The sequence below is a fragment of the Streptomyces sp. NBC_00568 genome (assembly GCF_026341855.1).
GTDB lineage: Bacteria > Actinomycetota > Actinomycetes > Streptomycetales > Streptomycetaceae > Streptomyces.
On record NZ_JAPENW010000001.1, the window covers coordinates 1467571 to 1483042 of the forward strand.

Sequence of the window (15472 nt, forward strand, 5' to 3'; positions counted from 1 at the left end):
CGCAGGGTCCCGGCCTTCCCGGGGCTGAACCACGGGGAAGGCCGGGTCGGCGGGACCCCGTCACTCCAGCCCGGCGCCCCGCAGCGACGCGGGCAGTTCCCCGGTGTGCACGAGTCCCAGGGTCTGGGTGGCCCGGGTCAGCGCCACGTACAGGTCGCTGGTCCCGTACGACGCGGGCTCGACCACCAGCACGGAGTCGAATTCCAGCCCCTTGGCCTGCCGGGGGTCGAGGAGCACCACCGTGCGGGTGAGGTCCGGCTCCTGGCCCGCCGTCACCCCGTCCAGCCGGGCGGCGAGCGCGCCGTGCAGGGCACGCGGCGCGATGACCGCGAGCCGCCCCTCGGCCGGGGTCAGCTCGGCGACGGCCTTGGCGACCGTGCCGGGCAGGTCGTCCCCGGCGTCCCGCGCCCAGGGGCGCACCCCGGTGGAGCGGACGGAGCGCGGCGGCTCGAAGCCGGGGCGCTCGGCCCGCACCACACCGGCGGCGACGTCCATGATCTCGGACGGGGTGCGGTAGTTGACGCCGAGCCGTGTGTGCTCCCAGCGGTCCTCGACGTACGGGGAGAGGATCTCCTCCCACGATCCGACCCCCGCCGCCTCCGCCGTCTGCGCGGGGTCGCCGACGAGCGTCATGGAACGCGTCGGGGTGCGGCGCATCAGCAGCCGCCACGCCATCGGCGACAGCTCCTGCGCCTCGTCGACGATGATGTGACCGAAGGCCCACGTGCGGTCGGCGGCGGCGCGCTCGGCGGCGCTGCGGTGATCGTCCTCCTCGTGCCGTTCGGCCATCCGCTCGGCGTCGATGATGTTGTGCGCGGACAGGATCTCGGAGTCCTCCTCGTCCTTGTCCTCGAACTCGTACGTCCGCGAGGCGTAGGAGACGTCCAGCACTCCCTGCGCGTACGCGATCTGGGTGTGGCGTTCCTGGTCGGCGAGCGCCCGGGCGACCCGGTCGTCCTCGCCCAGCAGTTCGGCGGCCTCGTCGAGGAGGGGCACGTCCGCGCCGGTCCAGTCCCCGGCTCGGGTCAGCGGGCGGCGGACGACCGCCGCGTCCTCGTCCGGTAGGTAGCCCCGCGGGTCCGCCAGGAAGTCTGCGACCAGTCGCTGCGGGGTCAGCCTCGGCCACAACTGGTCTACGGCGGACCAGACTTCGGGGTTCTCGGCGAGTTCGTCGCGGATCTGGGTGATGTCGCTCGGGTCGAGGAGGTTGGAGCCGTCGAAGGGGTCCGTGCCGATGCGTTCGGCGAGCATGTCGGTGAGGGTGTTGAGGATGTGGCCCTCGAAGTGCTCGCGGGCGACGTTGTGGGGCAGGTCGGCCGCGCGGGTGCGGTCCCGGGCGACCTGGACGAGGCCCGCGTCGAGCATCAGGATGTCCCGGTCGTGCTCGATCGCGATCACCGGGTCGGGAAGGGCCTGGCGGTCACGGACGACCTCGGCGAGGACCTCGGCCATCTCGGCGCGCCCCTTCACGGCGGCCGCCTCGGGCGTGTCGAGTGCCGTGGCGTGGACGCCGGGGAAGAGTTCGCCGACGGTCGAGAGCAGCACACCGGTCTCGCCGAGCGAGGGCAGCACCTCGCCGATGTAGCCGAGGAAGGCCGGGTTCGGGCCGACGATCAGGACGGCCCGCTTGGCGAGCAGTTCCCGGTGTTCGTACAGCAGATACGCGGCGCGGTGCAGGGCGACGGCGGTCTTGCCGGTGCCGGGGCCGCCTTCGACGACCATGATGCCCCGGTGCGGCGCGCGGATGATCCGGTCCTGTTCGGCCTGGATGGTCTGCACGATGTCGCCCATCCGGCCGGTGCGGGCCGAGTTGAGCGCGGCGAGCAGCACGGCGTCGCCGGTCGGGTCCTCGTGACCGGTGCGTTCGCGGTCACCGAGGTCGAGGATCTCGTCGTGCAGGGCGGTGACGTGCCGGCCCTCGGTGGTGATGTGCCGGCGACGGCGCAGGCCCATCGGGGTGTGGCCGGTGGCCAGGTAGAAGGGGCGGGCGACCGGGGCCCGCCAGTCGACGAGGATCGGGGTGCGCTCGGTGTCGTCGGCGCGGATGCCGATCCGGCCGATGTGGTGGGTGAGACCGGCGGAGGGTGCCCCTTCCGCGGGGGATTCCACCGGGGCCAGATCGATACGGCCGAAGCAGAGCGACCCGTCCACGGCGTTCAGCGCGGCCAGCAGCCCCGAGCGTTCGGCGACCAGGACGTCCCGTTCGAGCCGTGCCTGCATGGGTGTGTTGCCCTGGGCGAGCGCATCCTCGACAGAGGCCTCGGTGACACCGCGCAGGGCGTCCACCCGCGTGTACAACCCGTCGATGAATTCCTGCTCGCTCCGCAGTTCATCGTCGGGGAATTCTGTGTGCGATCCCTTGTTTGACAATTCCGCTCCCGCCCAGATATACTCTGCCTACTGAACTTCTTTGCGACTCGATCCCCTCGAAGTCGCGAATCATCGAATATACGCAAAGAAATCCCCCGGGCGCAATTGCCCAGGGGATTTTTGTATGCCGGGTGGGATCAGAGCACGTCGGACAGCTCCTGGAGCAGCCGACGCTTGGGCCGCGCGCCCACCATCGACTTCACGGGCTCACCGTCGCGGAAAACCATGAACGTCGGCATCGAGAGCACGCCGTACGCCAGCGTCGTCTCCGGATTGGTGTCCACGTCCAGCTGGACCACCTTGAATCGGTCGGCCTCCTCGAAGGCCAGCTCGCTGAGCACCGGCCCCATCTGCCGGCACGGCGGGCACCAGTCGGCCGTGAACTCCACCAGCACGGGCAGATCCGCCCCGATCACCTCCGCTCCGAAGTCCGCGTCCGTCACCTCGGCCACACCTGCCGCCTTGATCACCGCGTCCGCCCTCCCAGTTCGCATACGGGTTCCGGACCGCCCGGAACCTCCGCGTCGGCCGCCAGCTCGTCGCGCGCCCGTTCGGCCCGCGCCAGCTGCTCGCCGACCTGCGCGCGCACCGACCGCAGCTCGTCGATCAGCCCGTCGAGCTCGCCGAGCTTGCGGCGGTAGACGTCGAGGGACGCCGGGCACGAGTCGCCCTCGGGATGCCCGGCCCGCAGACACTCCACGAAGGGCCGTGTCTCCTCCAGGTCGAACCCGAAGTCCTGCAACGTCCTGATCTGCCGCAGCAGCCGCAGGTCGTGCTCGTCGTACGTCCGGTACCCGTTCTCGCCCCGCCGCGCGGGCAGCAGCCCCCGCGACTCGTAGTAGCGCAGAGTCCGCGTGGTCGTCCCGGCTCGTTCCGCCAGCTCGCCGATTCGCATGCCTCGACGGTAATCCTTGACGCCGACGTCAAGGCAAGCGTCCGCGGCCGGCCGGTTCAGCGGACGGTGCGCGGCAGCAGCGGCTTCCGCTCCACCGGAGACGACAGCACGATCGATGTCGTCGTCCGCCCCAGCGCGGAGGTCTGCTCCAGGACGTCCTCCAGATGGATCGTGTCCTCGACGGCGACCTTGAGGATCCAGCAGTCCTCGCCGACGACGTGGTGGACCTCGGTGATCTCGGGGCGGGCCAGCAGTTCCAGGGTCCGCGGGTGCTTGAGCGTGTAGCCGCCGTGCGGATTGACGCGGATGAAGGCCTGGATGCCGTAGCCGAGACGGGGTGCCGACACCCGGGCGCCGTAGCCGGTGATCGCGCCCGTCGTCTCCAGCCGCCGCACCCGCTCCGCCACCGCCGCCGGGCTCAGCCGGACCCGGCGGCCCAGCTCGCTGAGCTTGATGCGGCCGTCGCTCTGGAGCAGCTCCAGGATCTGCCGGTCCAGCGCGTCGAAGGCCACCGGCGTTTCGCCGGAGACGGCGCGCGGCTGCCGTGGTTCTTTCGGTGCGACGGCCGGATCTCCCATGTCTCCCCCTTCAGACCTGTCCCTTGCGACGGGAGAATTATGACCACAGGCCGAGGAACCGTGAACGCCCGGTGATCGGTGGCGGGTGCGCGGGAATAGGGGAGGGCGATGTGCGAGAGATCTGCGTGATCGGCGGAAACCGGTATTTCGGAAAGCGTCTCATCGACCGGTTGACGGCCGCGGGGGACCGGGTCACCGTCATCAATCGCGGCTCGTCGGCGCCGCCCGCCGGGACCATTCATCTGATCGCCGACCGCAATGACGAGAACTCGCTGGAAAAGGCGCTGGGTTCACGGACCTTCGACGTCGTCGTCGACCAGGTCTGCTACTCACCGCGGCAGGCGGAGATCGCGCGCCGGGCCTTCGCGGGGCGCACCCGCCGGTATGTGATGACGTCCACCGTCGAGGTGTACGAGTACGAGGACGCGGCGGCGCCGGTCGGCGAGGGAGCCGTGGATGCTCGTACGGTCGCCGTCGATCCCGGCCTCCCTTGGGACGACACGGAGTTCCTCGACGCGCACTACGGGGAGGGCAAGCGGCAGGCCGAGGCGGTGTTCGCGGCCGAGCCCGGCCTCCCGTACGTGGCCGTGCGTGTCGCCCATGTGCTGGGCGGGGACGACGACTTCACCGGGCGTGTGCAGCACTACGCCGACCGTATCCGCGCCGGCGAGCCGATCGCCGTGCCCCCGGTGAACCACCCGGCGACGTACATCCACGTCGAGGAGATCGCCGACTTCCTGTTCTGGACGGTGGGCGAGGACTTCACCGGCCCGGTCAACGCGGCCTCCCACGGGACCCTGACCACGGAAGAGCTGTGCGAGGCGATCACCGCGCACCTCCCGGACGGCAGGACGCTCCTGCGGGCCGTCGACGTGGGTGAGGTCTCCCCCTTCTCCTTCAGCCGTTCCTACGGCATGGACAACTCCCGGGCCACCCGGCTCGGTTTCTCCTTCGGTGACGCCCGGACGTGGCTGCCGCGCGCCGTGGCCGAGACCCTCGGAAAGGACGACTGACATGCGTCACCGCACACTTGGCGGGCTGCGCGTGAGTGCCGTGGGGCTCGGCGTGATGCCGCTGTCCATCGAGGGCCGTCCGGACGAGGCGCGGGCGCTGGCCACGGTGCACGCCGCCCTCGACGCGGGCGTCACGCTCCTCGACACGGCGGACTCCTACCATCTGCCCGGCGACGAGCCCGGCCACAACGAACGGCTCGTTGCCCGCGCCCTGGCGACCTACGGCGGCGACACCGCTGGCGTCCTGGTGACCACCAAGGGCGGCCGCGGCAGGCCGGCCGACGGCACCTGGACCGTCGACGGCTCCCCGGGGCACCTCAAGACGGCGGCCGAGGCCTCGCTGAAGCGGCTGGGCCTGGAGGCGATCGGGCTCTATCAGCTGCACAAGCCCGACCCCGCCGTCCCCTTCGAGGACTCGGTCGGCGCCCTGCGCGACCTTCTCGACGCGGGCACGATCCGGCTGGCCGGCGTCTCCAACACCACCGCCGACCAGATCCGCCGGGCCCACGCGATCCTCGGCGACCGTCTGGTCTCCGTCCAGAACCGGTACTCCCCCGCGGTACGGGACAGCGACGCCGAACTGCTCCTCTGCGCCGAGCTGGGTCTCGCCTTCCTGCCGTGGAGTCCGCTGGGCGGCATCTCCCGCAGTTCCCTGGACGGCCCGTCCGGCACCGGCTCCGCGGACGGTCCCCGGGAGGGGCTCGAAGCGTTCCACGCGGTGGCCCGGGAGCAGGGCGTGAGCCCTCAACAGGTCGCTCTCGCCTGGCTGTCGGCCCGCTCCCCCACCGTGATCCCGATCCCGGGCGCCAGCCGCCCGGAGACCGCCCGGGACTCGGCGGGGGCCGCTGACCTGCTGCTGAGCGCGGCGGACCTGGCCCGCCTGGACACGGCGACGGACCACCGGCGTCCGCCCCTCACCGGCCCCTGAGCCGGGCGTCGGCCAGAAGGGTCACACCAGGACCCCGGCCGACTCCTCCACCTCCAGGAGCGACGCGCTCTGCCGCTCCGCCTCGAACGCCTTGTGCCCGCCACGCAGGCCGAACAGCCGCTTGGTGAGGGCGATGTAGAGGACGGCGAGAATATTCAGGACCAGCGTGGCGATCTTCAACCAGCTGATGTGCTCGGTGAGTTCGTAGATCTCCAGCGGAAGGAACGCCGCGGTGGCGACGACCGTGAGGTACTCCGCCCAGCGCTTGGCGTACCAGAGCCCGACCGCCTCGACGATCTCGATCAGCGCGTACACCAGCAGCAGGACGGCGACCAGCAGCAGCGTGGAGTGCTTGTAGCCGAAGGTCTTCTGGATGGTGCCGACCACGGGCGAGTGGTCGAGGTCGTAGTGGAAGTGCCGGAAGACGGGGCGGAGGACGTCGAGGTATTCGTCGAAGAGGCGGCGCACCGCGTCCTGGCTGTTGCTGAACTTCCACACGGCGGCCGCGACCAGCACGATGAACACCCCGCGCACAGCCCGCTCGATCGCCAGGAAGCGCAGGATGAACAGATCGCGGAGCACCTTGCCGCGGGGCACGAGCGGCGCTTCGCCGGCGGGGCCCGTGCCGTGCGGATCGCCCAGCGCGAAGTCGCCGCAGCGCAGACAGCGCCAGGCCTCGCCGAGACCCGTCTCGGCGCGCAGCCGCTCCCGCAGCACCCGCTCGTCGGGCGCGTACGTCACATGGCCGCGCCGGGCGCACGTACGCCGGTCCCAGTCGATCTTCATGCTCGGTGTCCTCCGCAGAACGTGTCGTGCCGTGCCGGTCGGTCCGGCACGGCACGGTAGTGCACATGTTCTACGAGACGGCGGCCCGCGGGTCACGGTTCCGGGCGGCCTGGACGCCGCCCGGCCGAGCGGCCGGGCGGCGGGGTGGGTCAGGGGTCAGCGGGTCGTCTTTCCCGCGGACACGGTCTCCTCCGACGACACCTCGGCGTCCACCGGGGCGTCCGCACCGACCGCGGCGCGCGTCCCCGTACCGGCAGCGCCTTCCGCCCCCGCCCCGGCGCCACCTTCGGCCCCGGTCCCGGTCTCGGTCTCGGTCTCGGTCTCGGCCCCAGTCCTGGTCCCGGCCCCGGTCTCGGCCCTGGTCCCGGTATCGGCACCGGCCCCGGTCTCGCCACCGGTCCCGGCCCCGGTCTCATCCCCGGTCCCGCTGCCGGACTGATCACGGGTCCGGCCCTCGGCCTCGCCGCCGGCCCGCTTCGCGGCGCCGTTCTCCGATTCGCGCTCGGCCGCGGCCTCGGACTCCGTGCGCCCCTTGCGCGGCAGCAGCACGGCCACCAGCACCGTGCCCACCCCCAGGATCACCGCTCCGACGAGGCTGGTGTGTGCCACCGCGTCCGAGAAGGACGAACCGACCGCGTCCGCCATCTGCCGTGCTCCGTCGGCGAGTTGACCGGCCTGCGCCTTCAACTGGGCCGCCTGCTCGGCGTTCGCCGTCTGCGCGGCCTGTTCGCCGAGCGCGCGGGCCTTGTCGCCGATGCCCTGGGCGACGGCGTATCCGGCGCCCACCGAGTCCTGGGCCGTGGTCAGGGCGCCCGCCGGGAGCTTGCTGCCCGCGGTCGCGTCCGCCAGGTGCGAGGAGTACGAACCGGCCAGCACCGAGCCGAGGATGGCGATGCCGAGCGAGCCGCCGAGCTCCAGCGAGGTGTCGTTGACCGCGCCGCCGACGCCCAGTTCGGCCTCGGGGAACGCGCCCATGATGGCGTCCGTGCAGGGCGAGAGCGCGAGCCCGATGGCGAGGCCGAGGATGACGAGGGGCAGGACGAGGTCGCCGTACGCCGAGGAGGCGTCCACCCGGGTGAGGAGCGCCAGCGCCACCGTGCCGCCGACCATGCCCGCGGTCACCGTGAACTTCATGCCGATGCGCGGGGTGAGGTACCCGGTGAGCGCCGAGCCCACGAAGACGGCGCCGGCGAGCGGCAGCATCCGTACGCCGGTGTCCAGCGCGTCGTAGCCGAGGACGAACTGGAGGTGCTGGGTGAGGTAGTAGAAGGCGCCGAAGACGGCCAGGAAGAAGAGGGCGACGGCGAGGTTCGAACCGGCGAAGCGACGGTGGGCGAAGCGTCGTACGTCGACGACCGGGCGCGGGTGGCGCAGCTCCCACAGGACGAAGAGGACCAGTCCGGCGCCGGCGGCCACCGCGGCGGTCACGGCCTTCGCGCCCCACCCGAAGTGCGGGCCTTCGATGATCATGTAGACCAGCGAGCCGATCCAGACGACGGAGAGCAGCCCGCCGACGTAGTCGATGCGGTTGTGGTGCGCGGCCTTGGACGGCGGTACGAGGACGAGCGTGCCGACGATGGCGAGGGCGGCGATCGGCACGTTGATCAGGAACGTGGACGACCAGCCGTGGTGCTCCAGGAGGGCGCCCGCGACCAGCGGCCCGGCGGCGATCGCAAGGCCGGCGGTGGCGGTCCACAGGACGATCGCCTTGGCCCGTTCGGCGCGCGGGAAGGTCGCGGCGAGCAGGGAGAGCGTGGCCGGCATGATCAGCGCGGCACCGACGCCCATGACGGCGCGGGCCGCGATGACCCCGGTGGAGCTGTCGACGAGCGATCCGGCGACCGCGCCGCCGCCGAAGACGACGAGTCCGAGGATGAGCGCGCCGCGGCGGCTGTACTTGTCGCCGATGGCGCCGAGCAGCAGCATCAGCGCGGCGTACGGGACGGTGTATCCGTCGATGACCCATTGCAGGTCGGCGCTGGACAGGCCGAGGTCCTGGGTCATGTCGGGAGCCGCGACCGTGAGGGCGGTGTTCGCCATGACGATGATCAGCAGGCTCAGGCAGAGCACCAGCAGCGCCCACCAGCGCCGGGCGTAGGGCCGGTCCATCCTCTCGACCGGCTCGTTCATGACGAGACGCATGGCTGCGGCCGCCTTCCTCGATCGACGGGTACGGAGATCCGTCCGCACCAGAACTTGCACAACGGAGTGCAATTGCACAACCCTGTGCAATGTACGAGATTGCACAGCGCTGTGCAAATGCAGGAGGTGGAGAGGTGGAGACCCATGACGAGGGAGGTGGAGGCCCATGACCGCGGGACGGGTGGCCGCCCGAGGGGCGGGCAGAATGGCAGCCATGACCACGGGTAGCCCGAGCCGCGCCGATGTGAACCGCCGCCGCATCCTCGACGTCGCACTCGCCGAACTGCTGCGCGATCCCGACGCGTCCATGGACCAGATCGCCCGAGCGGCGGGGGTCGTACGGCGCACGGTGTACGGGCACTTCCCCAGCCGCGAGGCACTGATCGGCACCCTGACCGACGAGGCCGTGGCGGCGGTCGCGGCGGCGCACGCGGCGGGCCGCGCAGGGGTCGCGGACCCGGCCGAGTCCCTGGCCCGCTCGACCCTCGCCGTCTGGGAGATCGCCGACCGTTACCGGCTGCTGGTCGCCCTCGCCCAGCGCAGCGTCACCATGCAGGGCATCCGCGAGCGCCTCACACCGGTCCGGGAGGCCTGCGCGGAGATCCTTCGGCGCGGCCTCGAACAGGGCGTCTTCGCGTCCCCGCTGCCCCCGCGGGCACTGGCGTACGTGCACGAGCAGACCCTGTTCGCCCTGATGGAGGCGGTGAACGACGGGCTCCTGGCAGCGGAGGAGGCGGGCCGCTCCGCCGCGGTCACCATGCTGACCGCGGCGGGCGTACCCGCCTCGCACGCCACCGCACTGGTGGCGAAGCTGAGCAACTGAGTCCCCGGAGGGGTCAGGGCCTCCGCGAACCCGGTCGCCTTCAGCGGTGCACCGGACGGCCAGGCCCGTGGGGGAAGCCCGACCGCCCGGCGTCTCGGGGGGGTGCGTCACGCGGCCGCAGAAAGCGAGCGCGTCCGGCGAAGGAAGCGAGCTTCGTCCGACGCGCGAAGCGAGCGCCCTGCGGGGCGGGAAGGGAGCTTCGCCCGGCGAAGGAACGGGCGTCGTCCGGCCGCAGGGCACGGGCCGCCGTCCGGCCGCAGGAACCGAGCGCCGCCCGGCCGCAGGGAGCCGGTGCCATTCGGCGACGTCTCCGCACGTCATGACGCGCCCCGGCGGGATCAGCTCGGCGACCTCAAGGACCCGCTCCGCGTACCGTACGCACCGCGCATCCGGTGCCCGCCGCACCGCCGGCCCCACACGGGGCCGACGCTCCTACGCCTTCACCGGCTCCTTCTCGCCGCCCTGTTCCGGCACGTCCGCGTGGACGTCGGCGGTGTCGGCGTCGTCCAGCAGGGTCTTCTCGTCGAAGGGCAGCTGTCCGGCGAGGACCTTGGCCACCCGCTCCCGGTCGATCTCCTTCGTCCAGGTGCCGATCAGGACCGTGGCCACGGCGTTGCCCGCGAAGTTCGTCAGGGCGCGCGCCTCACTCATGAAGCGGTCGATGCCGACGATGAGGCCGACGCCGTCCACCAGGGCGGGCTTGTGCGACTGGAGGCCGCCGGCCAGGGTGGCGAGGCCCGCACCGCTGACGCCCGCCGCGCCCTTGGACGCGACGAGGAGGAAGAGCAGGAGCGGGATCTGCTCCCCGATCGACATCGGCGTGCCCATCGCGTCGGCGATGTAGAGCGAGGCCATCGTCATGTAGATCATCGTGCCGTCGAGGTTGAAGGAGTAGCCGGTCGGGACGGTGATGCCGACCACGGGCTTACCGACGCCCAGGTGCTCCATCTTCGCGATGAGCCGCGGCAGGGCGGACTCGGAGGAGGAGGTGGACAGGATCAGCAGGAACTCCCGGCCCAGGTACTTCAGGAACGTCAGGATGTTCAGGCCCGTCACCACGCGCAGCAGCGTGCCGAGCACGACGAAGACGAAGAGGAAGCAGGTGACGTAGAAGCCGAGCATCAGCACGGCGAGGCTCTTGAGCGCGTCCAGGCCGGCGGAACCGGTGACGGCGGCGATGGCACCGAAGGCACCGAGCGGGGCCGCCCACATGACCATGGCGAGGACCCGGAAGACGAGCCGCTGGATGTGCTCCACCCCGCGCAGGACCGGCTGCCCGGCCGACCCCATGGCCTGGAGCGCGAACCCGGTGAGCAGCGCGACGAGCAGGGTCTGCAGGACCTGGCCCTCGGTGAACGCCGAGACCATCGTGGTCGGGATGATCGAGAGCACGAAGTCGACCGGCGGCAGCGCCTCCGCCGACACCTGCCCCTGACCGGCCTCCTTGACCGCGTCGGTCATCGCCAGGCTGCTGCCCGGCTCCAGGATGTTTCCGACGACCAGGCCGATCGCCAGCGCGACCAGCGACATCACCAGGAAGTAGCCGAGCGCGATACCGCCGACGGCTCCGACCTTGGCGGCCTTGCGGACCGAGCCGATGCCCAGCACGATCGTGCAGAAGATGATCGGGGAGATCATCATCTTGATCAGGTTCACGAAGCCCGTACCGATGGGCTTCAGCTCGACCGCGAAGTCGGGGGCGATCAGACCCACGGCGATACCGAGGATCACGGCGCCGATCACGGCGATGTACAGATAGTGCGTGCGGTCCCGCTTGGCGGCGGGTGCGGCAGGTGCCGTTTGCGGCGTGCTGGCCACGGCTGCCCTCCTTGACGACGTCATCGGCATCATCCGGCGTGCGGCTCACGTCCGGCGGAACCCCGGAGTGCGGCTCGCGTCCCGGGGGATCCGGGAGGCGTGGGCTCCCGGGGATGAGGGGACTATCTCCCGGCGTGTGAGGGCGGTCACCCTTCCGTTCATTGAGTTCACGCACCCCCGGAAGAGCTCCCGCCCGGGGGAGGCACACTGAACGGCATGCGCCTCCCCCGTGTCCCGCGACCCCGCAGCCTCGCCGGCCAGCTCTTCGGCATGCAGGCGGTACTGATCGCGGTCCTCGTCGCCGGGTACGCGCTGTTCAGCTACATCAGCGACCGCGGCCAGGTCGAGGAGGCGGCCGGCCGTCAGGCGATGGCGGTCACCCGCTCGGTCGCGGACGCCCCGTCCGTCCACGAGGCCATCGGCACCGCGAACCCCACCGAGGACCTCCAGCCGTACGCCCTGCGGGTGCAGCGGGACACCGGGGTCGACTTCGTGACGATCATGAATCCGCGGGGCATCCGCTGGACGCACCCCGAGGAGGAGCTGATAGGCAAGCACTTCCTCGGGAACATCGGCCCCGCTCTGGAGGGCAGGTCCTTCACGGAGACGTACACGGGCAGCCTCGGCCCCTCCGTGCGCGCCGTCACCCCGATCCGGGTCGACGGCCGGACCATCGGCCTGGTCAGCGCCGGCATCAAGGTCGAGGCGATCACCAAACGCGTCCAGGACCAGGTGACGGCCCTGATCGGGGTCGCGGCGGGCGCGCTGCTGCTGGGCGGTATCGGCACCTACGTCATCAACGCCCGGCTGCGCCGCTCCACCCACGGCATGAACGCGGCCGAGCTGAGCCGTATGCACGACTACCACCAGGCCGCGCTGCACGCCGTGCGCGAGGGGCTGCTGATGCTGGACGGGCAGTTCCGGGTGGCCCTGATGAACGACGGCGGGCGGGAACTGCTCGGCGTCACGGACGACGTGGTCGGCCGTTCGGTGGCCGAACTCGGGCTGCCCGCGCCGCTGACGGGCGCGCTGCTGTCGGCGGAGCCCCGTGTGGACGAGGTCCATCTGACGGACGCGCGGGTGCTGGTCGTGAACACCACCCCGGTGTCCGGCGGCGAACGCCGCGGCACGGTCGTCACCCTGCGCGATGTGACCGAACTCCAGGCGCTGACCGGCGAGCTGGACTCGGAGCGCGGCTTCACCCAGGCGCTGCGCTCGCAGGCGCACGAGGCGGCGAACCGCCTGCACACGATGGTCTCCCTCATCGAGCTGGGCCGCGCCGAGGAGGCCGTCGGCTTCGCCACCGCGGAGCTGGAACTGGCGCAGACCCTCACCGACGAGGTGATCTCCGCGGTCAGCGAACCGGTCCTCGCCGCGCTGCTGCTGGGCAAGGCGGCGCAGGCGAACGAGCGCGGTGTGGAACTCGTGGTCTCCGAGGACAGCGGCATCGACGACGGTCTGCTCCCGGCCTCGCTCTCCGCGCGCGACCTGGTCACCGTCCTCGGCAATCTGATCGACAACGCGATGGACGCGGCGCAGGGCACGGCGGGCGCACGGGTCACGGTGACGGCGTTCACCGACGCATCCGTCCTGGTCCTGCGGGTCGCCGACACCGGCTCCGGGGTGGACCCCGCCCACGCGGAGCAGGTCTTCCAGCGCGGCTGGTCCACGAAACCGGCGGGCCCCGGCGGCCGCGGCCTCGGTCTGGCCCTCGCCCGCCAGACCGTGAACCGTCACGCGGGCACGCTGGAGGTCCGCGAAGGAGTCGACGGCGGGGCGGAGTTCGAGGTGCGCCTGCCGTTGCCCTCGACCGTCCCGCCCGGCCGGTCCGCCCCGCCGTCCGAGTCCGCTGTGCCTGGAGGCGCCGTATGACCGATCCGATCCGCGTGCTCGTCGTCGAGGACGACCCCGTCGCCGCAGACGCGCACGTCATGTACGTCGGCCGGGTACCCGGCTTCACGGCGGTCGGCAAGGCCCGCACGGGTGCGGAGGCGCGCCGCGCGCTGGACCGTACGCCGGTGGACCTGCTGCTGCTCGATCTGCATCTGCCGGACGTGCACGGACTCCAGCTCGCCCGCTCCCTGCGCGCCGCCGGCTATCACGCGGACGTCATAGCCGTGACGTCCGCGCGGGACCTGGCGGTGGTACGGGAGGGGGTGTCGCTCGGGGTCGTCCAGTACGTGCTGAAGCCGTTCACCTTCGCCACCCTGCGCGACCGGCTGATCCGGTACGCCGAGTTCCGCGCGGCGGCCGGCGAGGCGAGCGGCCAGGACGAGGTGGACCGCGCGCTGGCGACCCTGCGCGCTCCGGGACCGGCCGCGCTGCCCAAGGGCCTGAGCGCGCCGACCCTGGAACGCGTGACCGTCACCCTCCGGGACTGCGCCGACGGCCTGACGGCGGCCAAGGTCGCCGAGGCCGTCGGCATCTCCCGGATCACCGCCCGGCGCTATCTGGAGCACCTGGTCGAGGCGGGCCGGGCGGCGCGCGCTCCGCAGTACGGGACGGTCGGGCGCCCGGAGTTGCAGTACCGCTGGGTGAAGGGCTGACCCGCGAGGGGCTGAGAGGACCTCGATCAGCTCGCCGCGGGAGCCCCGTCAGGGCGCCCAACTCAAAGCCGCTGCACAGTCATTGACCTGACATCCGCACATCTCTAACGTTCGGCGGGCAGACAACTCGGCTCGAACGACAACGATGTCGGTCCGTAGGAGGTCCTGCCCGTGCGCCCCACCGCCGCCCCACTTCTCCTCGCGACACTGCTCACGGCCACCACGCTCACCGCGTGCGGCTCCGGATCCGGAAGCGATCCGGACACCGTGAAGGTGTCGTTCAAGCAGTCCACGGACAACTCGGTCCGGGTGATGGACACCTACCTGGGCGAGATGAAGAAGCAGTTCGAGAAGGCGAACCCGGGGAAGAAGGTCGAACTCGTCCCGATCAAGGCCCCGGACTCCGAGTACTACACCAAGCTCCAGCAGATGCTGAGGTCGGCCAAGACGGCGCCCGACCTGGTCTACGAGGACACGTTCCTCATCAACTCGGACATCACGAGCGGGTACTTGAAGCCGCTCGACCCGTATCTGGACAAGTGGTCCGACTGGGGCCAGTTCATCGACACCGCGAAGGCGGCGGCCAAGGCGCAGGACGGGAAGACGTACGGCGTCCCGGACGGGACGGACACCCGCGGACTCTGGTTCGACAAGGGCATCTTCGCCAAGGCGGGACTGCCGGCCGACTGGCGGCCGAAGACCTGGGACGACGTCCTCACGGCCGCCCGCACCATCAAGAAGAAGGTGCCCGGCGTCACCCCCCTGAACGTGTACACGGGCAAACCCGCGGGCGAGGCCGCCACCATGCAGGGCTTCGAGATGCTGCTGTACGGGACCGGCGACGGCACGGCGGATCCGCTGTACGACTCCGCGTCCAAGAAGTGGATCGCCGGCGGGCAGGGCTTCAAGGACGCCCTCGCCTTCGTGGAGACGGTCTACAAGGAGAAGCTCGGCCCCGACGTCGCCGACGCCCTCGACCCGAACTTCGCGACCAGTGTCCGCGGTGAGCTGCTGCCCGAGGGCAAGCTCGGCATCGACCTCGACGGCAGCTGGCTCCCGCAGGACTGGCTGAAGGGCTCGGGTCACGAGTGGCCCCAGTGGTCGCAGAAGCTCGGTCTCGCCCCCATGCCCACCCAGCACGGCCAGGCCCCCGGCAAGGTCAGCATGTCCGGCGGCTGGACCTGGTCGATCCCCTCCAAGGCGTCCAACCCCGACCTGGCCTTCACCTTCGTCAAGACCATGCAGACGAAGGCGAACGCCCAGAAGTGGTACATCGCCAACTCCGGTATCGCGGTCCGCAAGGACGTCGCGGCCGACCCGGCGTACGTGAAGGCGCAGCCCGGCATCGAGTTCTTCACGGACCTGGTGGCCAGCACGCACTACCGGCCCGCCTACCCGGCGTACCCGAGGGTCTCGACCGCCATCCAGGAGGCGATGGAGAGCGTGACGACGGGCGACAGCTCCGTCGACAAGGCGGCCGCCGACTACGACGAGGAACTGAGGACGGCCACCGGCAACAAGGTGATCCGCAAGTGAGTGTCACCGCCAAGACGGCGTCCTCGCGGGTCCGGGC

At 71.3% G+C, this 15472-nt stretch carries 12 protein-coding genes and 1 pseudogene; 6 read left to right on the top strand and 7 right to left on the bottom strand.

The window, feature by feature from the left end; translation table 11 throughout:
* Positions 1-60 precede the first annotated feature (60 nt).
* The 4 genes from OOK38_RS06085 to OOK38_RS06100 all read right to left on the bottom strand — a co-directional run bounded on the left by OOK38_RS06085 (position 61) and on the right by OOK38_RS06100 (position 3843).
* Entirely contained in the window at positions 61-2388 is a 2328-nt protein-coding gene (locus tag OOK38_RS06085; RefSeq protein WP_266765861.1) for an AAA family ATPase, read from the bottom strand.
* 119 nt (positions 2389-2507) lie between these two features.
* On the bottom strand, positions 2508-2864 hold the full coding sequence (locus tag OOK38_RS06090) for a thioredoxin domain-containing protein (RefSeq protein WP_323178783.1): 357 nt from the start codon (positions 2862-2864) through the stop codon (positions 2508-2510).
* Positions 2837-3265 carry a MerR family transcriptional regulator gene (locus OOK38_RS06095; protein WP_266762934.1) on the bottom strand — a complete coding sequence of 143 codons (429 nt, stop codon included), beginning with the start codon at positions 3263-3265 and terminating at the stop codon, positions 2837-2839. The genes OOK38_RS06090 and OOK38_RS06095 overlap by 28 nt, the downstream gene beginning before the upstream one ends.
* A gap of 56 nt (positions 3266-3321) precedes the next feature.
* The gene (locus OOK38_RS06100) at positions 3322-3843 is read right to left on the bottom strand and encodes an Lrp/AsnC family transcriptional regulator (RefSeq protein ID WP_266762933.1); all 522 of its coding nucleotides are present in this window, start codon (positions 3841-3843) and stop codon (positions 3322-3324) included.
* Between the two features lie 110 nt (positions 3844-3953).
* On the opposite strand from OOK38_RS06100, the gene OOK38_RS06105 reads away from it, so the two are divergent.
* The gene (locus tag OOK38_RS06105) at positions 3954-4856 is read left to right on the top strand and encodes an NAD-dependent epimerase/dehydratase family protein (protein WP_266762931.1); all 903 of its coding nucleotides are present in this window, start codon (positions 3954-3956) and stop codon (positions 4854-4856) included.
* 1 nt (position 4857) lies between these two features.
* Positions 4858-5784: an aldo/keto reductase gene (locus tag OOK38_RS06110; RefSeq protein WP_266762929.1), complete on the top strand. Its 927-nt coding sequence runs from the start codon at positions 4858-4860 to the stop codon at positions 5782-5784.
* 21 nt (positions 5785-5805) lie between these two features.
* Here the strand turns inward: OOK38_RS06110 and OOK38_RS06115 are convergent, their stop codons facing one another.
* Both OOK38_RS06115 and OOK38_RS06120 read right to left on the bottom strand, forming a co-directional pair.
* Positions 5806-6570 (bottom strand): DUF2127 domain-containing protein, encoded by a 765-nt coding sequence (locus tag OOK38_RS06115; protein ID WP_266762927.1) that lies wholly within the window; start codon positions 6568-6570, stop codon positions 5806-5808.
* 531 nt (positions 6571-7101) lie between these two features.
* A pseudogene (locus tag OOK38_RS06120) lies at positions 7102-8712 on the bottom strand (MFS transporter); the annotation flags it as partial.
* Positions 8713-8926: 214 nt separating this feature from the next.
* On the opposite strand from OOK38_RS06120, the gene OOK38_RS06125 reads away from it, so the two are divergent.
* Positions 8927-9535 carry a TetR/AcrR family transcriptional regulator gene (locus tag OOK38_RS06125; RefSeq protein WP_266762925.1) on the top strand — a complete coding sequence of 203 codons (609 nt, stop codon included), beginning with the start codon at positions 8927-8929 and terminating at the stop codon, positions 9533-9535.
* Between the two features lie 432 nt (positions 9536-9967).
* On the opposite strand, the gene OOK38_RS06130 is transcribed toward OOK38_RS06125, so the two are convergent.
* Positions 9968-11377, bottom strand: coding sequence for a cation:dicarboxylase symporter family transporter (locus tag OOK38_RS06130; RefSeq protein WP_266762923.1), 1410 nt, complete (start codon positions 11375-11377; stop codon positions 9968-9970).
* A gap of 192 nt (positions 11378-11569) precedes the next feature.
* Here OOK38_RS06130 and OOK38_RS06135 point away from each other — a divergent pair, with 192 nt between their 5' ends.
* From OOK38_RS06135 to OOK38_RS06145, 3 genes are all read left to right on the top strand, one after another.
* A complete protein-coding gene (locus tag OOK38_RS06135) occupies positions 11570-13225 on the top strand; it encodes a sensor histidine kinase (protein ID WP_266762922.1) in 1656 nt (551 codons plus the stop codon).
* Positions 13222-13899 carry a response regulator gene (locus OOK38_RS06140; protein ID WP_266762920.1) on the top strand — a complete coding sequence of 226 codons (678 nt, stop codon included), beginning with the start codon at positions 13222-13224 and terminating at the stop codon, positions 13897-13899. Before OOK38_RS06135 ends, OOK38_RS06140 begins: the two co-directional genes overlap by 4 nt.
* Positions 13900-14064: 165 nt before the next feature.
* Positions 14065-15435 carry an extracellular solute-binding protein gene (locus OOK38_RS06145; RefSeq protein ID WP_266765859.1) on the top strand — a complete coding sequence of 457 codons (1371 nt, stop codon included), beginning with the start codon at positions 14065-14067 and terminating at the stop codon, positions 15433-15435.
* Positions 15436-15472: the final 37 nt, after the last annotated feature.